The sequence below is a fragment of the Paenibacillus cookii genome, from assembly GCF_018333375.1.
Classification (GTDB): Bacteria; Bacillota; Bacilli; order Paenibacillales; family Paenibacillaceae; genus Paenibacillus_AQ; species Paenibacillus_AQ cookii.
The window spans coordinates 1-23,938 of the sequence record NZ_BORW01000027.1 but is presented as its reverse complement, the minus strand read 5'-3'; the positions used below and the strand labels follow the sequence as shown (position 1 = coordinate 23,938).

The 23,938-nt window shown below is 55.4% G+C and carries 26 protein-coding genes and 1 rRNA gene; 24 read left to right on the top strand and 3 right to left on the bottom strand.

The window, feature by feature from the left end; genetic code table 11:
• Positions 1-191: 191 nt before the first annotated feature.
• Positions 192-914, top strand: coding sequence for a pirin family protein (locus tag KI367_RS19830; protein ID WP_212951853.1), 723 nt, complete (start codon positions 192-194; stop codon positions 912-914).
• Between the two features lie 95 nt (positions 915-1,009).
• Here KI367_RS19830 and KI367_RS19825 read toward each other — a convergent pair whose 3' ends face one another.
• Complete coding sequence (locus KI367_RS19825; protein WP_036712844.1) at positions 1,010-1,234, bottom strand: DUF1128 domain-containing protein; 225 nt, start codon at positions 1,232-1,234, stop codon at positions 1,010-1,012.
• Positions 1,235-1,473: 239 nt separating this feature from the next.
• Here KI367_RS19825 and yyaC point away from each other — a divergent pair, with 239 nt between their 5' ends.
• From yyaC to KI367_RS19800, 5 genes are all read left to right on the top strand, one after another.
• A complete protein-coding gene (gene yyaC, locus KI367_RS19820) occupies positions 1,474-2,055 on the top strand; it encodes a spore protease YyaC (RefSeq protein ID WP_212951851.1) in 582 nt (193 codons plus the stop codon).
• Between the two features lie 93 nt (positions 2,056-2,148).
• Entirely contained in the window at positions 2,149-2,934 is a 786-nt protein-coding gene (locus KI367_RS19815) for an alpha/beta fold hydrolase (protein WP_212951849.1), read from the top strand.
• A 326-nt stretch (positions 2,935-3,260) separates the two neighbouring features.
• Positions 3,261-3,938 carry a DUF6483 family protein gene (locus tag KI367_RS19810; protein WP_212951848.1) on the top strand — a complete coding sequence of 226 codons (678 nt, stop codon included), beginning with the start codon at positions 3,261-3,263 and terminating at the stop codon, positions 3,936-3,938.
• A gap of 11 nt (positions 3,939-3,949) precedes the next feature.
• Positions 3,950-5,128: a class I SAM-dependent methyltransferase gene (locus tag KI367_RS19805; protein ID WP_212951846.1), complete on the top strand. Its 1,179-nt coding sequence runs from the start codon at positions 3,950-3,952 to the stop codon at positions 5,126-5,128.
• 48 nt (positions 5,129-5,176) lie between these two features.
• A complete protein-coding gene (locus KI367_RS19800) occupies positions 5,177-7,333 on the top strand; it encodes an O-antigen ligase family protein (RefSeq protein ID WP_212951844.1) in 2,157 nt (718 codons plus the stop codon).
• A gap of 80 nt (positions 7,334-7,413) precedes the next feature.
• On the opposite strand, the gene KI367_RS19795 is transcribed toward KI367_RS19800, so the two are convergent.
• A complete protein-coding gene (locus KI367_RS19795; protein ID WP_036712861.1) occupies positions 7,414-7,725 on the bottom strand; it encodes a hypothetical protein in 312 nt (103 codons plus the stop codon).
• Between the two features lie 154 nt (positions 7,726-7,879).
• On the opposite strand from KI367_RS19795, the gene uptA reads away from it, so the two are divergent.
• From uptA to KI367_RS19715, 16 genes are all read left to right on the top strand, one after another.
• Positions 7,880-8,494, top strand: coding sequence for an undecaprenyl phosphate transporter UptA (gene uptA, locus KI367_RS19790; protein WP_212951842.1), 615 nt, complete (start codon positions 7,880-7,882; stop codon positions 8,492-8,494).
• Positions 8,495-9,061, top strand: coding sequence for a thioredoxin family protein (locus tag KI367_RS19785; protein ID WP_036712864.1), 567 nt, complete (start codon positions 8,495-8,497; stop codon positions 9,059-9,061). It begins immediately after the preceding gene.
• Between the two features lie 8 nt (positions 9,062-9,069).
• The gene (locus tag KI367_RS19780) at positions 9,070-9,696 is read left to right on the top strand and encodes an MBL fold metallo-hydrolase (RefSeq protein WP_036712865.1); all 627 of its coding nucleotides are present in this window, start codon (positions 9,070-9,072) and stop codon (positions 9,694-9,696) included.
• 438 nt (positions 9,697-10,134) lie between these two features.
• Complete coding sequence (locus KI367_RS19775; RefSeq protein ID WP_036712867.1) at positions 10,135-10,515, top strand: hypothetical protein; 381 nt, start codon at positions 10,135-10,137, stop codon at positions 10,513-10,515.
• 240 nt (positions 10,516-10,755) lie between these two features.
• Positions 10,756-11,352 (top strand): TetR/AcrR family transcriptional regulator, encoded by a 597-nt coding sequence (locus KI367_RS19770; RefSeq protein WP_212951835.1) that lies wholly within the window; start codon positions 10,756-10,758, stop codon positions 11,350-11,352.
• Between the two features lie 7 nt (positions 11,353-11,359).
• Positions 11,360-11,788: a DMT family transporter gene (locus tag KI367_RS19765; RefSeq protein WP_052147146.1), complete on the top strand. Its 429-nt coding sequence runs from the start codon at positions 11,360-11,362 to the stop codon at positions 11,786-11,788.
• A 4-nt stretch (positions 11,789-11,792) separates the two neighbouring features.
• Positions 11,793-12,221, top strand: coding sequence for a DUF5360 family protein (locus tag KI367_RS19760; protein WP_246537124.1), 429 nt, complete (start codon positions 11,793-11,795; stop codon positions 12,219-12,221).
• Between the two features lie 196 nt (positions 12,222-12,417).
• Positions 12,418-12,705 carry an Asp-tRNA(Asn)/Glu-tRNA(Gln) amidotransferase subunit GatC gene (gatC, locus tag KI367_RS19755; protein WP_036712868.1) on the top strand — a complete coding sequence of 96 codons (288 nt, stop codon included), beginning with the start codon at positions 12,418-12,420 and terminating at the stop codon, positions 12,703-12,705.
• A 32-nt stretch (positions 12,706-12,737) separates the two neighbouring features.
• Positions 12,738-14,195: an Asp-tRNA(Asn)/Glu-tRNA(Gln) amidotransferase subunit GatA gene (gatA, locus tag KI367_RS19750; RefSeq protein WP_212951833.1), complete on the top strand. Its 1,458-nt coding sequence runs from the start codon at positions 12,738-12,740 to the stop codon at positions 14,193-14,195.
• Between the two features lie 30 nt (positions 14,196-14,225).
• Entirely contained in the window at positions 14,226-15,665 is a 1,440-nt protein-coding gene (gene gatB, locus KI367_RS19745; RefSeq protein ID WP_212951825.1) for an Asp-tRNA(Asn)/Glu-tRNA(Gln) amidotransferase subunit GatB, read from the top strand.
• Between the two features lie 121 nt (positions 15,666-15,786).
• The gene (locus KI367_RS19740) at positions 15,787-16,257 is read left to right on the top strand and encodes a GNAT family N-acetyltransferase (RefSeq protein ID WP_036712869.1); all 471 of its coding nucleotides are present in this window, start codon (positions 15,787-15,789) and stop codon (positions 16,255-16,257) included.
• A gap of 59 nt (positions 16,258-16,316) precedes the next feature.
• Positions 16,317-17,030, top strand: a complete 714-nt coding sequence (locus tag KI367_RS19735) for an MgtC/SapB family protein (RefSeq protein WP_036712871.1) — start codon at positions 16,317-16,319, stop codon at positions 17,028-17,030.
• Between the two features lie 183 nt (positions 17,031-17,213).
• A complete protein-coding gene (locus KI367_RS19730; protein WP_246537123.1) occupies positions 17,214-17,861 on the top strand; it encodes a hypothetical protein in 648 nt (215 codons plus the stop codon).
• A 25-nt stretch (positions 17,862-17,886) separates the two neighbouring features.
• Positions 17,887-19,155 (top strand): DUF4097 family beta strand repeat-containing protein, encoded by a 1,269-nt coding sequence (locus KI367_RS19725; RefSeq protein WP_212951823.1) that lies wholly within the window; start codon positions 17,887-17,889, stop codon positions 19,153-19,155.
• A 175-nt stretch (positions 19,156-19,330) separates the two neighbouring features.
• A complete protein-coding gene (locus tag KI367_RS19720) occupies positions 19,331-19,756 on the top strand; it encodes a Fur family transcriptional regulator (protein ID WP_212951821.1) in 426 nt (141 codons plus the stop codon).
• A 109-nt stretch (positions 19,757-19,865) separates the two neighbouring features.
• Entirely contained in the window at positions 19,866-21,593 is a 1,728-nt protein-coding gene (locus tag KI367_RS19715; RefSeq protein WP_212951895.1) for a glycosyl hydrolase family 18 protein, read from the top strand.
• Between the two features lie 176 nt (positions 21,594-21,769).
• Here the strand turns inward: KI367_RS19715 and KI367_RS19710 are convergent, their stop codons facing one another.
• Positions 21,770-22,174, bottom strand: a complete 405-nt coding sequence (locus tag KI367_RS19710; protein ID WP_212951820.1) for a DUF2614 family zinc ribbon-containing protein — start codon at positions 22,172-22,174, stop codon at positions 21,770-21,772.
• 122 nt (positions 22,175-22,296) lie between these two features.
• Between KI367_RS19710 and KI367_RS19705 the strand changes: the two genes are divergently transcribed.
• Together KI367_RS19705 and KI367_RS19700 are read left to right on the top strand one after the other, a co-directional pair.
• Positions 22,297-23,175: a nucleotidyltransferase-like protein gene (locus tag KI367_RS19705; RefSeq protein ID WP_212951818.1), complete on the top strand. Its 879-nt coding sequence runs from the start codon at positions 22,297-22,299 to the stop codon at positions 23,173-23,175.
• Between the two features lie 639 nt (positions 23,176-23,814).
• Positions 23,815-23,938: ribosomal RNA gene (locus tag KI367_RS19700) — 16S ribosomal RNA — on the top strand; the annotation flags it as partial.

Genomic DNA, 23,938 nt, shown 5'->3' with positions numbered 1-23,938 from the left:
CCGGCACCGCATTCGTTTTTTTTTCGCGCTAGGCATCCCCAAGAGAATAGGAATCCGCATGAAATCCCTTCCGGATTGCAGGAGGGATTTTTTTGTTTTTGAACGTGATTGAGCGGTGAAGGTTAGGGGTAAGAATTACGTAATCAAGACCAACCTTTTTTGAGAAAGACATTCATGGAGGTGGATGTAAAATGATTAAAGTAGTGACTTCGGCGGAGCGTCATACTTCGGAGAAAGGGTGGATCCACAGCGAATTCAGCTTTTCTTTTGCCGACTACGATGATCCGAGCAATTCGCATTTCGGCTGCCTGCTGGCGCATAACGATAATTGTTTAAGTCCGTTGCAAGGCTTTAAGAAACATCCTCATCATGATTTGGAAATCGTCAGTTACGTCATCTCCGGCACGCTTGAACATAACGACAGCCTGGGCAACGCGCAGCGCCTTCCGGCCGGCACGGTCCAGGTGATGAGCGCAGGCACCGGAATCGAACATGCGGAGACGAATCCGTCCGAAGACGAACCTGTCAGGTTTATGCAAATGTGGTTTTTGCCGTCGGAACCGGGGCACAGGCCGTCATGGACGTCCCGCCCGCTCACCAGGGAGGAACGTTTGAACAAGCTGGCGCCCGCGGTAACCGGAAGGACGGAAGGGCAAGAGGGGATCCGGATACATTCGGATATTTCCCTTTACATTCCGATCTTGGAAACGGGCCAAGAAATCGTGTTCGATCAGCAGGAGGAAAGACGGACTTATTTGTTCCTCATTTCCGGCCACCTGGAAATCGGCTGCAATGACGGCACTTTCCAGCTTGAACCCGGGGATGCCGCCCGGATCCGCAACAACTGCGACCTTCACATCAAAGGGACGAGCAGCGACGGGGACGCGGAATTCGTGCTCGTGGATCTTCCCTGAAATGAGCCGGCTCGTAGAAAAGCCCCCTGCGGCCTTCCTTCGTACACGTTGGAACGATAAGGATCGACAGGGGGCTTTCGTATTCCGGGGAAAACTTATTTGCTGCGTAAGCGGCCAAGCTCCGACACCAAGGCTTCCACTTCGGAAATGCTGAGGTTCGATTTGGTCATGACAAGCTCGTAGACATCTCGGATGTCTTCGTATTGATCCACCGAAAAGGCGGTGGAGCTCATGGCGGCGCCGCTGGCCATTCGAAGCTTGGTTTTGATCTGTTCGATCATGTACTCGATATTTTCAGCCGTTTTTTGCGATAAATCCATGGGGGAGGTTCATCCTTTCCAGTTTCTTTTCTTCAGTTGCAGCCGTTTATCATTTCCCTTGCCTCTTCGAAGTGCGAGAACGGGCTGCGAAGCTAAGTCCCTGCCTTCGGGGAATCGCGGGTTGTACCCATTGTAGCATGTCTTGCCGCCCGACACAGGAAAATGATTTTTCTTGCCGGCTATTTTGCAGTAAAATCAAAAGGAATATGTTGATCAACCTGCAAGGGAGGCACTAGGCCTTGTCGAATCAAGACTTCCGCTCCGGCCGGGATAAGGGCGGGAACAGCCAAAAAACGGATGCCAACGGGCTTCGCGCTTTTTTGGCGGAGATCCGCAGCCGCCATGAGCCCTCCGCCGTGACCTTTTTGTGCATCGGCACGGACCGGTCCACCGGCGATGCGCTCGGCCCGCTGACGGGAAGCGCGCTTTCCGCCTGCGGTTTCCCCCATGTCATCGGAACGTTGGCGTCCCCGTGCGATGCCTCCAGCCTGGTAGCCCGCTTGGCGGAAATCCCGGAAAGCCATGTCGTGGTCGCGATCGATGCATGCTTGGGACAGCCGCAGTCCGTCGGAAGCTTCCTGGTTGCGGACGAGCCGCTGTTACCCGCAAGATCGGTGGGACTCTCGCTTCCGCCCGTCGGAAATTACAGCGTCGCCGCGGTCGTGAATGCGATCGGTCCCAAGCCTTATGCCACGCTGCAGATGACCTCGCTGCATCATGTGATGGCGATGGCCGGCCAGATTGCCTCCGCCGCGGCGGAAGCGTTCGGACTGGCGGCCGATGCGGGCGCCAACCGGGCCTATGGTTGGCCATTCATTTAAATCTATGGGAGTCCGGTCCGGAATATGGCTGCATGATGGGATTGGAACCGAAAAAGCGGATGCAAAAAATCCTCACGAAAGAAGGGTTTCACGATGGATAAAGTAGTTTGCGACGGATATACGCTTTGTTATGCCGATCAGGGAGAGGGAGAGGCTGTCGTGCTGCTCCACGGCTTCTGCGGCAGCTCCGCATACTGGGAGCCGCTCGTGCCGCTCTTATCCGGCAGCCTTCGCTGCATCGTGCCCGATTTGCGCGGACACGGCTCGTCGGATGCCCCGCTGGGAGCGTATTCGATCGAGCAAATGGCGGACGACGTCCTGAAGCTTCTCGACGAGCTGAACGTGGAGAAGGCGACGATGCTGGGGCATTCCATGGGCGGATACGTTACGCTTTCCTTCGCCCAGCGGTACGCCTCGCGGTTAAACGGCTTCGGCCTCATCCATTCCACGGGATACGCGGATGACGAAGCGGGCAAGGAAAAGCGGCTGAAAGCCGTAAGCACCATCCAGACGGAAGGAATGACCGCGTTTATCGACGGCCTGATTCCGGGATTGTTTGCGCCAGGCACGGCGAAGTCCCGGCCCGAGCTGATCCAAAAAGCGAAGGAAATCGGCTATCTTACGCCGCCGCAAGGCGCCGCAGGCGCGGCATTGGCCATGCGCGAGCGGCCGGACCGCCGGGACGTCATTTCCGCTTCGGCGCTGCCGGTCCTGCTGGTGGCGGGAGAACATGACGGCATTGCCCCTCCGGAAAAAGTATTCTCCTCGGACCGCCCGAACATCACGAAAGCAACGATCAAGGGCGCAGGCCATATGAGCATGATGGAAACGCCGGAGGAGCTGGCCGGCATCGTCCGGAGCTTCTTGAAGGAAAGCTGAGCGCCCGCGGCCCTCGTTCATGCGCTGAAAATTTCATCCCGTTACAGCTTCATGCCATAAATAAAAGCCGGAGCCCTAAGAACAAAGGGCTCCGGCTTTTTGCGCCATAAAGGCAGCGGCTTAAATCCGGTTTACCCGGGCGTTTCCGGGCGGGCCGCTGGCTTTGGCATGCCGAATAGCATACAATCATTAAAAAGAAAGATCCTCGAGGCAAAAGACGCGGTCTTCCCGGGCATCAAGGTTCAACGCGCACCAGAAGGCAAGAAAAGGGAGGCTTCGCGATCTTGCCTGTCGCTTAATCATTTTGGAAAGGGTTGAGGAGCGTCATGTTCAGGAAAGACTATTTGCTGCAAATGGTAGAGGATATGGTTGAAATGGTCGGCAAGGTATTCGGGCTCAAACAGCAGAAAAAATACACCGAGGCTCTGTGGGAAATCGACGACCTGCTGAGCAAAAATTTCCGCCTGAACTCGAAGCTTTTGAATTCCCTGTCCGTTGAGGATATCATAGAGATGTTTCGCCTGGGGGGCGGGATCGAAGCCGACAAGCTGCAAACGATCGCCAGGCTGCTTCAGGAAGAAGCCGGGGTATACTTGGATATGGAGCAAAAGGACGAGGGGCTGATCCGCCTTATGAAGTCGCTGCATCTGTATCTCTATGCCGACCTGCACGGAGCGGACCATACGATGCTGAAGCTGCCCGAGCGCGTGGCCGAGCTGAAGGAAGGGATCAAAGGCTACAGGATTCCGGCCAAAACGGATCAGCTGCTGCTCCGCTATGAAGAGGAGCGGGGGCGGTACGACGAGGCGGAGAACGCCCTCTACAGGCTGCTCGATCAGCAGGAAATCACCGAAGAGGAAGGCTTTGCCTTCTATCAAAGACTGTTAACGAAAAGCGACGAAGAGCTTGAAGCGGGAGGGCTTCCGCGGGAGGAAGTGCAGGAAGGCTCGGAAGAACTGCAGCGCAAAGCAAACAAGCCGCGTTTGGAAAATACGAGAAAGTGAGATGTACCCTCTTGGAATCTTTACGCAAACTCATCCATGACATCACGGAAGAAACGACATTGATCACGGCGACGCTGAGCCAGCTGCGCAAGCGGGAAGGCGCAACCTTTACCAAGGTGCAGATCAAGCCGGTGGAGCTGAAGAAAAAAATACATTATCAATTCGCTTACGTGCATCCGAACAAGGTCGTTCACCAGAACGTCCCCGCGGAAGAAGCGGAGGAGGCGATCATGCGCCTGTTCGAGCAGACGTTCCGACAAGGAATGATCTGCACGCCGGATGCGGACTACCAAATCTTGATCAGCAAAAAATACAAAGTATCGATCCTTACCAAATCCCCGACCAAAACCTCCGCCGATTTGGCGCATAACCGCAAGAAAAAATACGTGCTGGAGGAAGGGCATCCGATTTCGTTCCTGGTCGAACTGGGTATAATGAATGAACAAGGGAAGGTTTTGGCCCGAAAATACGATAAGTTCAAACAGATCAACCGTTTCCTGGAGATGGTGGAGGACGTGCTCCCGGCGCTGCCCGAGGGACGCCCGCTGACGATCGTCGACTTCGGCTGCGGCAAGTCCTATTTGACCTTTGCGCTCTACCATTATCTGTCCATTCAGGAACGGCGGCCGCTGAACGTCGTCGGGCTGGATCTCAAAGCCGACGTCATCGAGCATTGCAACCGGCTGGCGGACAGGCTGAATTACAGCAACCTGCGGTTTTTGGTCGGGGACATCGCCGACTACGACGAGCTGGAACAGGTCGACATGGTGGTGACGCTGCATGCCTGCGATACCGCAACCGATGCGGCATTGGAGAAGGCGGTCCGCTGGAACGCTTCGGTGATCCTTTCGGTTCCGTGCTGCCAGCACGAGCTGTTCAATCAGATCGAAAGCCCGGTCATGGAGCCGCTGCTTTCGCACGGCATCCTGAAGGAACGTTTTTCCGCGCTGGCAACGGACGGCATCCGGGCCAAGCTGCTTGATATTCTCGGCTACAAAACGCAGCTGCTCGAATTCATCGATTTGGAGCATACGCCGAAAAACATTTTGATCCGGGCGGTCAAAAGCCAAGGCGGCAACCGGGAGCAGCTTTGGCGCGAGTACACGGCTTTCCGCGATTTCCTTCACGCCGAACCTTATTTGGAAAAAGCGTGCGAGGATTTGCTGCCGGGAAAAACCGACGGGAAGTAAGGATTTGAACGTTTCGGGCAGGAAGAAAAGGCGATGGGGGGCGGGAGCGTGAGACGCTCTGTGCTGGGAATCATGGGGGCCGCGCTGATCGCGGTGCTGCTCCTGTCTTGTCTGAAATCCGGCTTTTATTTTACGTCCGATCTGTATCCGGCCTGGATGCTGTACGGCCTGCTGCCGTTTTTTGGCGGCGTTACGGCTTTATTGCGCCGTTTGGCGGTATCCGAAAACGAAAAGCGGATCGCGCCCGCTGCCGTTTCCGCTGCGGAAAGGCTGCTGATCCTGAGTCCGTTTATATTGATGACCGTATATGCCCTTCACTGGCTGCTGGGGCCCTTGTCCGTTCACGGAACGGTGAACCAGCTGCTGCGGTGGGGGTTTTACGGTCTTTTTGCCGTTTCGGCGGTTCGGATCGCCCGCTCCGAGGGAGGGGAAAAGGTGCTCGCGTCTGCCTGGCACGCGGCTGGGGCGCTGCTGTGCGGTTCGGCGCTCCTGGCGGTTTGCGGCATCCTTCCGCTGCCGCATGCCGTCGTGTTCACCACGAACGCCGGGATCAGCGCCAGCGGGGCCAGGCTTGCCGGCCTGGTCGAATACCCGAACACGTTCGGCCTGTTGATGGCCGCTTTCCTGCTGGAGCGGCTCTTTGCGCTCGCCGCCCTGCTCCGGCGGGAACCCGGAGCAGGGGAGATCCGGCTGCTGCGGGCTGCGCTCCCGCTACTGCCGTACGCCGCCGCGCTGCTCCTCAGCGAGTCGCGCGGCGCGTGGCTCACGGCCGGCGTGGCCGCGGCCGCCGGCCTCGCCCTGCAGCGGCGGCGCAGCTTCGCGCCGCTGCTGCTTGCGGCCGCGCCCTTCGCCGGCGCGGCCCTGCTGTACCGCCAGCTGGCAGCCGCCGCGCTGGCGGTACAGCCCGCCCCCGGCCTGCTCGCGCTGGCCGGGGCGTGGGCCGGCAGCCTGCTTGCCGGCCTGGGGCTTTGCCGCCTCGCGCGCAGCGGGGCGGCTTCCCGCCGCCGCCTGGCCTGGGCGGCAGGCGGCCTTTTCGCGGCCGCGGGGATGGCCGCGGTGTTTCTGACGGCGCAGGAGCGCATCGTCCGAAACTTCGGGACGGCCACGGCGCGCGGCGCGATCTACCGCGATGCATGGGGGCTGTTCATGCAAGCCCCCTGGTTCGGGCAGGGCGGGGAGACGTGGCGGCTGTCGTACCGCGCCGTCCAGTCCAATCCGTACGTCGGCAGCCAGGTGCACAGCGGTTACCTCGACATGCTGCTGAACACCGGCGTTCTCGGCACGTCCGTCTTATTATTGCTGCTCGGCGCCATCGGCCTACTGCTTGTCCGCCGCCGCCGCGAGCTGCTGCCGGTTTACGGCGTGTTTGTCCTGCACGGGGCCGTCGACCTCGATTTCAGCTTCGGCCTCGTTTGGCTGCTGATATTTCTGCTTGCGGCATGGGGGCTTTCCTGTAAAGCGGAGGAAATCCAAGCTGGCGCTAAGCTCGGGGAGGATCAGGGACATGCGGTTTTGGCCAGGCCCATAGCGGCGGCAGGCCGTTTGGCGCGCCGGGCCGATCCGATCGCATCCGGTTACAGGCACCGGGCATACGGAACGGCGGTGCTTCTGCTGCTTTGGCTTGGCGTCACCGGCGCCGGCATGTGGCTTGCCTTCCGCGGAGAAATGGCCCACCGGCTGCATCGGCAGGCGCTGGCGGCAGCGGCCCCGGCCAAGTCCGCCGCGCTATTGCGCTCCTCGCTGCAGTGGAATCCGGCCGATGCCGGGACGGCGATCGAGCTGGCGCGCAGGCTGCCGCCCCGGGAAGCCGAGGCGGTGCTCAAGCGGAGCCTGTCCTACTCGCCGGGGCATCCCGGCCTGCTGTTTGCGCTGGCGGACAACGCCGTCCAGCGGGGAGATGCGTACGCCGCCGTCTCGTGGGCGGAGGCGGGGTTCCGCCGCGACAAATACAATGCGGCGGAGCAGACGAAAAGCCTTGAGGGGCTGTTCAAGCTGGCGCGGCGCAAATGGATGTCCGGCAGCGCGGCGGAAGCCCGGCGGGTCCTGGACGCCGGGCTCGAGCTTTACGGCGATTACGCGCGCCGCGCCGCGGACCCGGACCAGGTTCGGGTCCGGAACGACCGGGAGTTCCGCCTCACCCGCGAAGCCGAGCAGTGGGGCCGCGAGCTGGCGAGCCTGGAGCGTTCCCTTCATGCGCCGGAATGAACCCGCCCGCGGGAAGAGGCCCTCGGGCTACCGACCTTACGCCCCAGAGCCCTTTTCTTGAACAACGTATACCATTTCCTTCAGCCGCCAAAAGCTTCGCGGAAAGCTTTTCCGAGATGCTCTTCGTCTACCTTCCATAGGGCGGCAAGCTCGGCGCGGACCGCTTCGTCCCACCAATCGCACAGCAGCTTCCGGTTGCTGCGGTTTTCGTGAATCCAGATCAGGTTGCCGATGACCTTGCGGTAATAAAGGGTTTCGCCTTCGCGGAGGGCGTCATCCGGGACGTACACCTTCAGCCGCTTGACCGTGCGGTACAGCTCCTTGCTGCAGGCTCTGCGGATGCCGCGGGCCGAAGGCAGCGGAGCGTCTTTTTTCTGGGAAATCGGCGGCATTTGACCTACCTCCTTTATTCCCCACCATATGCCGCGGACGGCTGGGAAGACACCTTCCCGCCGCAAATGGGCTCATGTAGAAGTCATGTCCGCTCCTATGCTAGAATAGATTGGGGATAGGGACTTAAAAGTACATATAGAAAGAGGGGCCAGGGTGCATTTTATATCGGATATCGTCAGTCAATTGTTTCATTGGATTCAAAGTCTGGGTTATTTCGGCATCATGCTGGGCTTAATGATTGAAGTCATTCCAAGCGAGATCGTGCTTGCTTACGGCGGCTTTTTGGTATCCTCGGGCCACATCAGCTTTATCGGAGCCGTGCTGTTCGGCATCATCGGCGGCGTCATCGCGCAGCTGTTCGTGTACTGGATCGGACGTTACGGCGGCAGGCCCGTGCTCGAGAAATACGGGAAATATATTTTTATTCATAAAAAGCATATCGATGCGGCGGAGCAGTGGTTCAACAAATACGGAACGGGCGTCATTTTTACGGCGCGCTTCATTCCGGTGGTCCGTCATGCCATCTCCATCCCGGCGGGGATTTCCAAGATGAACGTATGGCGTTTCATTTTGCTGACGACGCTTGCGATCATTCCGTGGTCGGTGCTGTTCGTTTACCTCGGGTATATCCTCGGGGATCAGTGGGAGCACGTGGACGAGAAGGCGGGGCCGTACGTGACGCCGATCTTGCTCGTTGCGCTGGCGTTGCTGATCGTGTATTTTGTTATCAAAATGGTCAAATCCAAATCCAGAAAGGGGACGAAATAAATGGCAGTCCATTTGGCGGACAAGCTGAATACGGGGCTCTCCCCACAGCAGTTTATCGACGGCATGCAGAAAAACCAGGAGGAATTCAAACGGGGGTACGACGCGTTTGCCTGGGACAACGACGGCGACCGCGAGTTTTTTGAAAACCTGAAATCGCGCGACGACCTTCGCGTCCTTATTTTGGCGGCGGACTGGTGCGGAGACGTGGTGCGCAACGTGCCTGTCGTGTTCCGTGCCCTTGAAACGGCCGGCATTCCGACCGAAGTGCTTATTCTCGAAGAAAACTTCGACGTGATGGACCAGTTTCTGACGATGGGCGGACGGAGCGTTCCGGTCGTCATCTTTACGGATGCGGAAGGGCATGTCCTTGGCAAATGGGGACCGCGTCCCGCGCACGTGCAGCAAATCATGGTTCGGTTCAAGCAGCAGAACCCGGACCGTGAAGCGCCGGATTACCAGGAAAAAATGGCCGAGTGCCGGAAAGAGCTCATTGCAGCTTACGGGGAAGGAACCGATCATCATGCGTCCGTCATCAAAGAACTGCGTGAACTGATTTCGGGGTTCTAAAGACGGATATGCTGAACATTCAAACCTTTTGCCTCGGCCCGCTGCAAACCAATGCCTATTTGCTGACCGGCGAAGATCCCGGGCGCGCGGTCATCATTGATCCGGGGATGAATCCCGGCGCCCTCATCAAAAAAATCGAGCCGCTTACGATCGAAGCGATTTTGCTGACCCACGCGCATTTCGACCACATGGGAGGCGTGGATGAAATCCGGAAATTAAAAAACTGTCCGGTATACCTGCATGATCTGGAAGCGGATTGGCTCGAAAATCCGAAGCTGAACGGATCGCTCAACTGGCCGCAGGTGTCGCCGCCGCTTTCGACCGGCCCTGCCGAATATGGCTTGGACGAAGGGCAGAAGCTGGAGTTGATCGGCCACACTTTCACGGTGTACCATACGCCGGGGCATTCGCCGGGAAGCGTCAGCTTTTTGTGCGGGGACGACCTGTTTTCGGGGGACGTGCTTTTCAAGCTTGGCGTCGGAAGAACGGATCTGTACGGGGGACGCGAACGCGATTTGCTCGACTCCATCCAAAACAAACTTTTTGCTTTTAAGGATGAAGTGAAGGTTTACCCGGGCCACGGTCCAAAAACGACGATCGGATATGAACGCGCCCACAATCCTTACGTGTCCTGAATGGAGCCGTAAGGCGTTTTCTCGACAGAAATCGGGAAAAAATGGCTGGACAAACGGTAACGCCCCTGATACAATGATGTTAATTTAATGTTACCTTTACATTCGCGAAGCACGCAAGCTGTGGAATAAATCCCGGTTTGCGTTCTTTTTTTGCATTTTATATAATCTATTCTATCGGAGGTTCATATTTTCATTCGCTTGTTGTAAGAGGGGGACTTCCGATAACCCGGGCTTAAGAAGCATGAAGCATGGCCGCGTTGTCTTTTTTGGGGCTGCGAAGCGTCCAGCCATGGTTATTTCCGGACGGATTCGCATTCACGGACATGCTTTTTTCGAAATTAAGCCTTTTGCCTCGTTTTCCGACAGGCTTACGTGTAGACAGACCTACTTTTTTTTAGTAGACTATACAAACAATGATAGACATCTAGGAGGTAGACGATGCTGCAACTTGGGGAAAAGATTGTGATCGTCGCGGACGCCTTTGAGCAGAACCTTCCTATTGGGGAATACGGTTATCTGATCGCTTATGACCGGAATCCGGACAATGCGTTTGATTACGTCATCCGGGTACCTAAGATTAACCGGAACTTTTTCGTGCCATCGGGTGATGTGCAGCCGGAAGAGCTGCTCATTCAGCATGAAGTGGAGATGACCACGCGGGAAGCGCTGATCGATTACGCCCTTGCGACATATAACGAGAAGCTGTTCCATCAAATCATGAACGGCGAACTCGAACAGGAAGAAGAAGAGGAATCGGCGCCAGAGGTGCTTTCGCAGGCGGAATTCATCAAGCAAGTGAATTTGCGGGCCTGGATTTAGAAGAGTCGGCTACATGCCGGCTCTTTTTTGTGTATATGGTTTATTAAACCTTCACAATGGCCGTCCGGCGTGGGGGATCCGAACTGTAAGTTGGAAAAGGCCCGGATACCGGATACGGATGCATGTCGCTATGAAAATAGCGAAGCTTTGTTTTTTATATGAAACGCGGTATACTTTTTTGGGTACTGAAAATAATAAAATAGTTTTATTGTTACCGATAATGGAAGCGGGAGGATGTTCATGAAAGAGAAATTGCAGCAGTCCGCGCTGACGCTGCTGAATCGCAAAGGCTTCAAATTTACGATGGGGGATCTCGCATCCGAGCTTGGAATCAGCAAACGTACCATTTATGAGCATTTCGCATCCAAGGAAGAGCTGATCGGCGCGATCGTGGACGAAGCGATCCACGAAGTGCTGCAAACCCAGCGCGACATCTACGGGCGTCCGGATTGGAGCGCCGTGCGGAAATTAAAAGCCATATTGTCGATCGTGCCCAGCGGACTGCGGCTTGCCGATGCGCGGGTGCTTGAAGAGATGCGCCGCCACGCCCCGCAGGAATGGGTCAAGGTCGATCGCTTGTTGGAGGAGGAATGGGGCACCGTGGAAACGCTGCTTCAGGAAGGCATCGCGTCGGGGGAACTGCGTCCCGTGGACATTCCGTCGGTCGTTCAGTGCATGCGCGGAGCGTCGTTTGCCGTTTTTGACCCGGATTTCCTCGTGAACGCGAAGGTGTCCCTCGTCGGCGCCGTTGATGCGATGGTCGATATGCTGTTATTCGGCATTGTTTCGCAAGGGGACGGAAAATGCGATATAGCCGAAACTTCGGAAGGGATGTGATGAAGGCATGTCATGGATTTATTTGATTTTTGCGATTGCGCTGGAGGTCGGGGGAACCGTCTCGATGAAGATGTCCAACGGTTTTACCAAAATCGTACCGTCCATACTGATGATCGTGCTGTACATATTAGCCTTTTCCAGCTTGAACCTGGCCCTAAAGCAGGTGCCTGTCAGCGTCGCCTATGCCATATGGTCCGGAGTCGGCACGGCAGCGATTGCCGTTATCGGGTACATGTATTTCCAGGAATCGATGACGCTGGTCAAAGCGGTTTCGATTGCCTTAATCATCCTGGGCGTCATCGGACTAAATTTGGGAGATCGCGCCCATGGGGCCCGCTCGTCGGGTGAGCCTTCGGACATTTCGGAGAATAAAATCCAAACGGAGCTTGCGGCGGGCATTTCCGGGCTGGCGGAAGAACGGGGAAAGGGGATCTGATCCAATGAACGTTTTGCACCGAAAAGAGCCCTCCATGCGCGTATTGAAATGGTTTTTTCTGTTGACCGATATTTCGTTCATTCTATATTTCGGCGCGACGGCACTGGGCCTCATCCCTCCCGAATGGGCTTATTCCGATTACAGGAACCCGATTTTGATCGCTTGGAACTGGTCGTTTTTTCCGCTCGACATGCTGGTGTCGGCAACCGGATTGACGGCGCTGTATTTGTACCGCAAGCCATCGCCGGCCTGGAAATCGGCGGCCTTGGTTTCGCTCGTATTGACGTTTTGCTCCGGGATGATGGCCATTTCCTATTGGGCGATCCGCTGCGAATTCGATCCCGCATGGTGGATTCCGAATCTGTTCCTTATGATATACCCCATGTTTTTTATCCCTAAGTTTTGGAAAGGAACGTTTGCTATACGGGTTTGAAGAGCTTGGCAAAGAGCCTGCAAAGGCTGCGCGGACCGGAGCGGAGGCCTGCCGGGGAATCCGGCGGGAGCGCCCGGTTTTTCCGGCGGGAGCCAAGCTCCGCATTGAATTGTCGCAGGTTCTACAATATAATTAGAAACGTTATCCCGAGGCTTTAATCCTTTAATATAAGAAGGAATAAGGAGGAATCCGATTTATGAGCATCACCAATCAGGACGTTCAGCACGTGGCCAAGCTTGCCCGCCTCAATTTGAGCGCGGACGAAGAGCAAAAGTTCACGGAACAGCTGAACGCTATTTTACAATATGCCGAAAAATTGAACGAGCTGGATACGGACGGCGTCGAACCGACGACCCACGTGCTGCCTGTCAGCAACGTGATGCGCGAGGACGTGAAACGCGAAAGCCTGCCGATCGAAAAGGTCATGCTGAACGCGCCGGAAGAGGAAGACGGACAGTTCAAAGTTCCGGCCGTGCTTGAATAGAACGTTTCATTACGAAAGGAGGAAGAGGCAACTTGAGCCTGTTAAATCAAAATTTGAAGGATATACATAGCAAGCTTCACAACAAGGAGCTTTCTGTGCTGGAACTGGTGGAAGAGACGTTCCGCGCCATTTCCGAACGCGATGAACGGATCGGAGCGTATTTGACCTTAAACGAAGAGGGCGCGAAAAATACGGCCCGCCGCCTCGACGACAAATTGGCGTCGGGAGAGGAACGCGGACTTCTGTTCGGCCTGCCGGCCGGCATCAAGGACAACATCGTGACGGAAGGCATTCGCACCACCTGCGCAAGCCAATTCCTGTCGAACTTCAATCCGGTGTACGACGCGACGGTCGTGCGCAAGCTGAAGGACGCCGATGCGGTTACGATCGGGAAATTGAACATGGACGAGTTCGCGATGGGCGGCTCCAACGAAAACTCGAGTTTCCATCCGGTGCGCAACCCGTGGGACCTCGAGCGCGTTCCGGGCGGTTCCAGCGGCGGCTCCGCGGCATCGGTCGCGGCTGGCGAGGCGTATTTTACGCTTGGTTCGGATACGGGCGGCTCGATCCGCCAGCCGGCGTCCTATTGCGGCGTCGTCGGCCTGAAGCCGACATACGGGCTCGTGTCCCGTTTCGGCCTGGTCGCTTTTGCTTCTTCGCTCGATCAGATCGGCCCGGTCACGAAAAACGTCGAAGATGCGGCCTACGTCCTGCAGGCGATTGCCGGCTACGACAACATGGATTCGACTTCGGCCAACGTCGACATTCCGGATTACTTGAGCGCCCTGACGGGGGACGTGAAAGGTTTGCGCGTTGCCGTTCCGAAGGAATATATGGGCGAAGGCATCGACGCCGGCGTGAAGGAACGCGTCGAAGCCGCCTTGAAAGTGCTTGAAGGCATGGGCGCGGTCATCGAGGAGGTTTCCCTTCCGCATACCGAATATGCGGTCGCCGCTTATTATTTGCTTGCATCTTCCGAAGCTTCTTCCAACCTGGCCCGCTTCGACGGCGTTCGTTACGGCGTCCGTGCCGGACAATCCGGCAACCTGCTGGATTTGTACCTCGAATCCCGCAGCCAAGGTTTCGGTCCCGAAGTCAAACGCCGGATTATGCTGGGCACCTACGCGCTGAGCTCCGGTTATTACGATGCGTTTTACCTGAAGGCGCAGAAGGCGCGCACGCTGATCAAACGCGATTTCGATCAGGTGTTCGAACAATATGACGTCATCATCGGGCCGACGGCTCCGACGCCGGCGTTTAAGCTCGGCGCTCAGGTGGGCGATCCGCTGACGATGTATTTGAACGATATTTTGACCATTCCGGTGAGCCTTGCCGGCGTGCCGGCGATCAGCGTTCCTTGCGGTTTCTCCGAAGGGCTGCCGGTCGGCCTGCAAATCATCGGCAAACCGTTTGACGAAAGCACGGTGCTGCGCGTGGCGGGAGCCTTCGAGCAAAACACCGAACATCATAAACAGCGGCCTAACCTGTAGAAATCGGCTCAAAAGGAGGGAATCTAAACCATGTCATCTTCGAAATACGAAACCGTCATCGGCCTTGAGGTCCACGTGGAGCTGAAGACCGAATCCAAAATCTTTTGTGGCTGTTCGACCGAATTCGGCGCACCGCCCAACACGCACACATGCCCGATCTGCCTGGGCCATCCCGGCGTGCTGCCGGTGCTCAACAAGCAGGCCGTGGAATACGCGATGAAAGCGGCGATGGCGCTCAACTGCGAAATTGCCGATGTCAGCAAATTCGACCGGAAAAACTATTTTTACCCGGATTCGCCGAAGGCCTACCAAATTTCCCAATACGATCAGCCGATCGGGCAAAACGGCTGGATCGACATCGAAGTGAACGGACAAACGAAGCGGATCGGCATCACCCGCCTTCATTTGGAGGAAGACGCGGGCAAGCTGACGCATATCGACGGAGGGTATGCATCGCTGGTGGACTTTAACCGCGTCGGCACGCCGCTCGTGGAAATCGTGTCGGAACCGGAGATTTCTTCGCCGGAAGAAGCCCGCGCTTATTTGGAAAAACTGCGCGCCATCATGCAGTACTGCGAAGTGTCCGACGTCAAAATGGAAGAGGGCTCGATGCGCTGCGACGCCAACATCAGCATCCGTCCCCATGGGCAGAAGGAATTCGGCACTCGTGCCGAGCTGAAAAACATGAACTCCTTCCGCGGCGTGCAAAGAGGGCTGGAGTACGAGGAATACCGCCAAGCCGAAATTTTGGACGAAGGCGGAACGGTCGTGCAGGAAACCCGCCGCTGGGACGAAGCGCAGGGCAAAACCTTCACGATGCGCGGCAAGGAAGAAGCGCATGATTACCGTTATTTCCCGGACCCGGATCTGGTGAAGGTATACATCGACGAAGAATGGAAAAACCGCATCCGCGCGTCGATTCCGGAGCTGCCGGACGCCCGCAAAGCGCGCTACACCTCCGAATACGGTCTGCCTAGCTACGATGCCGAGGTCATCACCTCCTCGAAGCCGATCGCGGATCTGTTTGAAGACAGCTTGAAATATACGAAAGATGCCAAATCGGTTTCCAACTGGATTATGGGCGAATTGCTCGGCTATCTCAACAGCAACAACCTGGAATTCTCCGAGGTGAAAATCACGGGCCAAGGGTTGGGCGAGATGATCGGCTTAATCGAAAAAGGGACGATCAGCACGAAAATCGCCAAAACCGTCTTCAAGGAAATGCTCGAAAGCGGCAAGCTTCCGCAGCAAATCGTCGAGGAAAAAGGGCTCGTGCAGATCAGCGACGAAGGCGCGATCAAGTTCATCGTCGAGCAGGTCGTGGCCGCGAACCCGCAATCCGTCGAGGATTACAAGGCGGGCAAGCAAAAGGCGATCGGCTTCCTCGTCGGCCAGGTCATGAAGGAGAGCCGCGGCAAAGCCAATCCGGCGATCGTCAACAAGTTGCTGGAAGAAGTGCTTAATCAGTAAGAGGAACGGGTCTTGGGGCTTGTCCGCCGGACAGGCCCTTTTTTATTAGGCGGATGTTTTTTGCCTGATAAGTTGGTCTTTTTTTGACTTGCGGCGTATAGCCTGAAAAAGGGGGATTCCCGTGATTACGAAGCTTTCCTTGCAGGATGGCGACATGCTGGACCAAATTTGGAGGCTGCAGCATATTGCCTACCGGCTGGAGGCCGAAAAAATCGGCTTCTACGACATTCCTCCGCTGCTCGACACGCATGAAACGCTGCGTACCTGCGGCGAAACGTTTTACGGTTGCTTGGACGAGGACGGGGAGCTGCTCGGGGCGGTGGCGACGAAACAGGAGACCCCGGGGTCGCTGACCTTGATGCGGATGATGGTTCATCCGGCTCATTTCCGCAAAGGCATCGCGGGCAGCCTGATCCGGCATGTTTTTGACGTTCATCCGGACGTTCCGCTGTTTATCGTCTCCACCGGCGCCAAAAATGAACCTGCGGTGGCGTTATACCTCAAATACGGCTTTATTCCTTTCGAGGCGTTCGAGGTGGCCCCGGGCGTGGAACTGACGACATTTCACAAGCGGGCAGACGTATCGGTTTAATTCATGGCCTTATGGCCGCGGATTTGCATTATTAGAGTGAGATAGGGAGAGATAGGCTCTTGGCGGATCCATGGTATATAGATAACGTGCATATATTGCTGCGGTTGCTTCTGTCTATGCTGTTAGGCGGGCTTGTCGGCTTGGAGAGGGAACGCTCCAACCATGCGGCAGGCCTCCGGACCCACATCCTCGTATGTATGGGTTCGACGCTGATCATAATGCTGTCCATTTATGGTTTTTCCGAATTCGTGCATGAGGTCAACATCCGGATCGACCCGGCGAGATTGGCTTCGGCCGTCATTACGGGGATCGGTTTTTTGGGCGCCGGGACCATTTTGTTTACCGGCAAATCGATTACGGGTTTAACCACGGCCGCGTCGGTATGGGTCATCGCCGCCGTCGGACTCGCCGTGGGCGCAGGTTTTTATTTTGCCTCCATTGCGGCTACGTTACTCATTTTGCTGACGTTGGTGGTTTTCAACAAATTGGAGCAGCGTTACATCCGCAGCAGCAAACTTCATTTGATCTCGGTGTGCGCGATTTCGGCGCCGGGGCTGCTCGAAGCGATATCCGGCCTGCTGGAGGAAGAGGAAATCACCGTCAAAAAAGCGGTCGTCAACGAGCGGAGCACCGTGCCGTACGGCGAGCTTCAGCCGCCTTCGACCACGGTGGAAATCGCTTTGAACGTGCTCAGCAAAAGGGTATTCGATCCTTTGGAGCTCGCTTCCCGCATTCGCAGGCTCGACGGGGTATCCATGGTTTCCATCGATTGAACTGCGCCGAAAAACTCCCTGGTTAAGGGAGTTTTTTTGGTTTTTCAGGGACTTCATCCAATTATTTACCTGTTATTGTCCCGGTTATATAGGGTAGTATCATCTATATAGTATAGAGGGTGGGCTTTTTTTGGGCTGGAACGGCGTGTCAGCGATGAATTTTACGGTGAAAGGAGCGGGAGGATGCACAGCGTCGAACATTCCGGCGGATCGAAGGAAGAAACGGCAAAAAGAAACCGCATGCGCGGCGAAAAGAAGGCTGCAGTCCGGACCCGCCGCCTGTTTTCCCGAAAACGCAAGTTTACGGCAGGATTCCTCGCGGCCGTTTGTCCGGGGCTCGGCCATATTTACCTTGGATTGTACCGCAAAGGCATCGCCTTTATTTTTACGCTCCTATTGGACGCTTCGGCGTTGTTATATTTTTCGTCCATCGGCATGCAGATCAACGTCCCGCTGCTCATTTTGCTGGCGCTCGTGATCCCGGTGACTTATTTTTACAACGTATACGACGTCCTGCAATCGGCCGATTACGTCATCTATTACAGGGTGGGGACGCATGGGCAGGAAGAACGCCAGGTTTCGCCTTACCGGAATCCGTTCGCCGTGGAGCGAAGCGCGCTTTTCGGCATCATGCTCGTCGCGGGTGGCGCGCTGATGTTTCTTTTTTATCAAAAGCCGCGGTGGCTCCGGTATTACATGGAGGATTACGGCAAAATCACGGTGGCGGCGGTGCTGATCATCGCAGGCTTGTGGGCAGGAGGCCGGGAAATTTGGCTTTTGCGGAAACAACGCGGCTCAAAAAGCCGGGAGAGGGAAAAGGGCGGCGTTTAGGCGCCAGCGAACGGGGGAAGAAAACATGAACCGGATACGGCGAATGCGCGTGGGAAGATTCACGGCCGTCCTGCTGCTGATCGCAACCGGCGTGCTGCTTCTTGGCGATGCGCTCCAAGGCACCGAGCGTTTGCTGCTGCTTTTGAAATGGTGGCCGCTCACGCTGGTGCTGTGGGGGCTGGAATATATCGCTTTGCTGCTGATATCGCGCCGTTCCCAAGGAACGGGCCGGCGGTTTCAGCTGGACCTGCGCGGGGTGCTGATCGCCGTCGTGCTGTCAGCCTCGGTGTTTATCGTGACGGAACAAAAACACTATTTGCATCTCTGGAACAAGGTGAGCCTGAATCTGGCCGCGGCCGGCGTGGATTACAGCGAACAGGAGGGGAGCAGCGTCGGAAAAGACCTGCTTGCCGTTCCCGTGACGTTAACGACGCAAAACATCAAGGTGGAAAACATCAACGGCGATATCGTCGTGCAGCGCGGTCCGGTGACGGACATCGGGGTGCAGGCGGAGATTTGGGTCGACCAGATTACGGGACCGGAGGCCGAAGCCATCGCGAGGGAATCGGCGCTTGAGGTCGGCGGCGGCAACACCATTACCATCCAGACCAAAGGGAAAGGCTACGGCCAGTCCGGGAAAAGGCAGCCGCGGATGAATCTGACGATTACGCTGCCGCAGGACCGGCGTTTTGATCTGTCGCTCCGGACGATGAACGGCAGCATCCTTGTGCAGCACGTGGATGCGATCAAGCAAATATCGATGGAGACGGCAAACGGAGATCTCCGGTTGAACCGCGTCACCGGGAACGTCAAGGGCAGCACGCTGAACGGAAAAGGCATCGCGTATCACGTCATGGGTTCCGTCGACTTGAGCACGAATCAGGGCAACATGCAGGCGGTGGACGTTTCCGATGCCGTAACGCTTTCGACCCAGGTCGGCAATTTGTCCGTCCGCAAATCGCTGGGCCCGATCGACGTCCAGACGAAAAACGGGAACATCGACGTGGACGAAGTCCGCTCCGATCTGAAGGCGGAGTCGCTTAACGGCGGCATTAAGGCCCGTTCCAGCGTCGTGGAAGGCGACTGGGACATTTACAGCGCGGTAGGGGAACTTACCGTCAGCCTGCCCGAATCGGGAAGCTACGAAATCGACGGGAGCATCAGCTATGGCGATATCTACAATCAGTTTCCGGCGTTTACGGTGGATAAAAAGAACATTACGGGCACAATAGGTCTGGGTGAACATCGGGTTCGCATCGAAGGCAACAGCGATTTGAACGTGAATAAATATTGAGCCGGTGCATACATTTATTCCAAGTTCTTTCAGGGCGGGCCCTTTCGTTGACAAAGTCGAAACGATGAACGTACAATAATGTTATAGGGCATATTTTAGAATGTTGGGTGAACAACCTTTTTCGTTGCATTCGATAATATCAGAATTTTGTTTAATCTTAAGGCGGTGGGTAAGAATGTCAACGCGAGTCGAGCATGCATTGGAACAATTGAAAACGAATGGTGTTCGGATTACGCCCCAGCGTCATGCGATATTGGCTTACCTCATGGAGTCCATGAGCCATCCAACGGCGGATGAAATCTATCGTGCCCTGGAGCCTAAATTTCCGAGCATGAGCGTAGCTACCGTTTATAATAATTTGAAGATGCTGATCGAAGCCGGTATGGTTCATGAGCTGACTTATGGAGATAATTCAAGCCGTTTTGATGCGAACGTTTCGGATCACTTTCACGTGATTTGCCAGAAATGCGGGAAAATCGAAGACTTCAGCTACCCGTCCCTCGAGGACGTGGAGCAGACTGCTGAGAAAAGCACAGGCTTCCAGATTCAAGGGTTGCGCATGGAGCTGTACGGTATTTGCAGCAACTGCAAAAATAAGTAAAGCATCCGTTTCAAGCTTTCTGCTTTTCGACAAAACGTGCGGATTCCTGCCATGGGTCCTCACGTTTTTTTAGCTTTCAAGCCTTTTTGGCAACGATACTTATACGATGATGGAGGATCAGCCTTTGAGTAGAAGTAGACGCAGACGCCGTCCCACGGCTAAGAGGCGGCTTGCCGTTTTTCTCGGACTGTGCCTGATTGCGGCAGGAGCCTATTTGACGGTGATGGAGGTTCTCCCGAATCCGCTGCATGAAAAGCCGGACTGGAGAGGGATGGACAAGCCCATATTCGTTGAAGGCAAGCTGCTCGATCAGCCTGCCGAAGGTGCCGGGGAGCAGCTGAAGCTGCCGCTTCCGGTGCTGCAGGAGAGCATAGACCCTAACATTCGTTACGAAAAAGGAACGCAGTCGCTGATTTTGACGACCCCGGCCAAGGTGATGCATTTGCAGGCAGGGGAGAAGGAAGCACGGCTGAATAACAGGCAGGTCCAGCTCCGGTTCGCGCCGGAGGAAGAGAATGGCCTGTTGTATGCGCCGATCCATCCGCTGAAAGAGCTGTACGGGATTACCGTTCACGAGGATCCGAATACGGGCGCCGTGCTGCTGATGAGAGCCGGGGATACGGTACAAATGGGCAAAGTCGCCGGCGATGCCGGTTCCAAAACGGCGCTTCGCAGGGGACCGTCCAAACATGAGCCGATCTTGGCGGACATGGCAGGGGGAACGACTCTGTGGGTTTGGGGGAGCGAGGAATCGTGGTATTTCGTGCAGATGGATAACGGGTATGCCGGTTACGTGCCGAAATCCAAGGTGGCGCTCGGCGAAAAGAAAACGGTGGAAGCCGTTCAGGAGCAGCCTACGCAAGCCGAACGCAACTGGGCGGGCAAAAAGGTCAATCTGGCCTGGGAGGCCGTTTATCAGAAAAAGCCGGACCCGGCCGTCATCGATCAGATGACCGGCGTCAACGTCGTCAGCCCGACGTGGTTCAGCATCATCGACGGGGAAGGGAACGTCCGCAGCAACGCAGACATTGCCTACGTGCAAAAAGCCCATGCCCGCGGGATGGAAGTGTGGGGGCTTCTGAGCAACAGCTTCGATCCCGAGATCACTGCGAGCGCGATGGCAACCTATGAAACGAGGTCGAACGCCATCAATCAAATCCTCGAACTTGCCAAGACGTATCATTTGGACGGGATCAATTTGGACTTCGAAAACGTCAAAACCGAAGACGGGGAAAACGTGTCCCAGTTCGTCCGCGAGCTGAAGCCTTTGGCTCGTGCGGAGGGATTGATCTTATCGGTGGACGTCACCCCGAAATCGGGAAGCGAAATGTGGTCCCGCTTTTTGGACAGGCGTTCGCTGGGGGAAGCGGCGGATTTTATCATTTTGATGGCCTATGACGAACATTGGGCTTCAAGCCCGAAAGCGGGTTCGGTGTCGTCCTTGCCGTGGACCGAATCGGCCGTGCGCAAAATCCTTGAGGAGGATGAGGTGCCGCCCGAAAAATTGGTTTTGGCCGTGCCGCTGTATACCCGGATCTGGTCGGAAGAAGCCAAAAACGGCAAAACCAAAGTCTCGTCGAAGGCGGTAGGCATGAAAACCGTAAAGGAAATCCTTGCGGAAAAGAAGCTGAAACCCAAATACCTTGAGGATGTGCAGCAGAACTATGTTGAATATACGGAAGACGGCGTTTTGAAAAAGATATGGATTGAAGATAAGACGTCGCTCGGTGCAAGAGTGAAGCTGGCCAAGGAACTGAAACTTGCCGGAGTCGCCGCGTGGACCCGAAGCTTCGGCACCGAAGAAGCATGGAATACGCTGAAGGATATTTCATCCTAATGCGAATCGCACTCATATTTGTCGTGGATATCGACTGATGGTTTAACGCAGGTATCTTATGAATGATTACTCTTTAAAATACGAAATGGCGTAGTCCGAACGTAAAAAACCGGTCATCCTTGGAGGATGGCCGGTTTTTTTGTTTGCCGCTCATAAATCTTGCCCTAAGACGGCGTCTAGTGGTGATGGACGGCCGATGAAGGGCCGGCTTGCGTTTCCTGGCGCTTTTGCATTTCTTCCAGCTCGTCGTCCGTAATGTCTGCCAGATTGATGTCGGTCGTCATGATGGTTCGGCAGAACATGCAGCGGTCCGTTTTTCCGAGCATTTTCGTCGGTTTGTGACATTCCGGGCATTCGATCGTCTTCACGCTCGTGGAGAGCATCCCGGCCCAAAAATAAATCCCCAGGCTGCCCATCATGGCGATCAGGCCGATGACGAGACCAATCGCCGCCACGATTTTTCCGGCTTGTCCCCAGAAGACGATCCCTGCCGTGCCCAGCACCATCAGCATCATGCCGATGATCGTCAGCAGCAGTCCCCAGGTACGGAAAGCAACGATTTTTGCTGTTTTGAAGATCATGGATCATTGGCTCCTATCATCATTTTAGTTGTATGCAAAAAAGAAGGAACTGACGTGGATCATGTAGAAGTATATTATAACTGAATTGGCTGGTTTTCGCCAAGGAATGCATGGAGGGAGACATGGATTTGTCCAATTTGTCTTTTTTTTATGGAGAGTCTTTTGATGCCGATGCCATCGGTACTATCATATATCGACAGGAAGCGCAAAAATTCGACGGATCTTTGCTTCATGACTTCGACTATATCGTCCTCGTCGTCCATGAAGGACAGGAGGCGGAATTGGCCGTCGAGCATACGCTTGTAGGGGAACTGCCGTGCCAGACGCTGCATGTTTCGTCCGAGTCCCTTCAGCGCTGGCTTATTGCGGGCGAAAAAGGGGATTTGATCCGCTGCTTTATGGAAGGGGAGCTGGTGAGGGACGTGAACGGGAAACTGGCCCGGCTCCGCAGGGAATATACGGAGTTTGAACAGCCGCTGCGGGATCGCAAAATGCTGTATGAATTCTCCCGCTTCCTAAGCATATACGTTGAAGCCAAGCGGTATTTGCAAGCCGGATACGAGGTCGACGCCTATCAATCCGTGCTGGATTCGTTAAGGCATTGGGCAAGGATCGAACTGATCGAACGCGGGGTGCTGCCCGATCGGGCCGTTTGGGAGCAAGTGAAGGAACTGAATACGGCGATCCACAAGCTGTATGAGGAATTGACCCAGAGCAAGGAAACGATCCGGCAGCGCGTGGAGCTGGTGCTGCTTGCCTGCGAGTTTTCCGTCATGTCGAAAATGGCGGAGTGCACCGGGCTTCTGCTGCAGATTTTGAAAAGCCGGTCCCAGCCCTGGAGCATCGAGGAACTGATTCATCACCCGGATCTGGACATCGTCAAAAACGAACTGCCGCTTGTCATGCGCAAGCTGGTCAACCGTTCGCTGGCGAAGGAGTCGGTCGTGTGGTCCGACGCCTCGGGATACAGCAGCCCGGCAATCCGCTATTCCGCGGAATAGCGTCATCTGTATTGCGCAAAGGTTCGAGGGGGTAAATGCTCCCTCTTTATTTATGCATGGAGCGTTCGTTTTGGGGGAACTTATAAAGGGAGTTTAGCTGCTTAGCTTTTTTTATATTTAGAGGTTGACTCCTCAATGTTTTATGTGTTAAATTATAACTCGCCCCATGAAACCTCGGGTTTACAACAAACGAGGATTCGACAAGCTCAAAAACGAGCTGAAAAAAAGATCGAAAAAAGTGCTTGACGAAATGATGGGCAACATGATATATTATAAAAGTCGCCGCTGAGATGCGGTGATGAACGAAAGAGAAAGATTTGATCTTTGAAAACTGAACAACGAGTGAGATACAGGCTTTGCTTGCAAAGCCGATCGCGAAGCAAACCGGTCCAAGCCTATGGCTGGATGGTTTGCGGAGCACAAATGAGAATTAATATAATGAAATTTTCGATTAGGCTTTGCTCAATCGAAAAATTCATTATTTCTCGTCAGATTCAAAATGAGCTAAGAGCTCTTTCGAAGATGCGGATTGAAAATGATCGACTCAGCCGAGTTTGACTCATTTTCAATCGTCGGTCGAACGAAGTTCGACCTTTCGATGAATCACCCGTCGCTGCAAAGCCGACGAATGATTCATCTTTCTTGGAGAGTTTGATCCTGGCTCAGGACGAACGCTGGCGGCGTGCCTAATACATGCAAGTCGAGCGGAGTTGATGGAGAGCTTGCTCTCCTGAGACTTAGCGGCGGACGGGTGAGTAACACG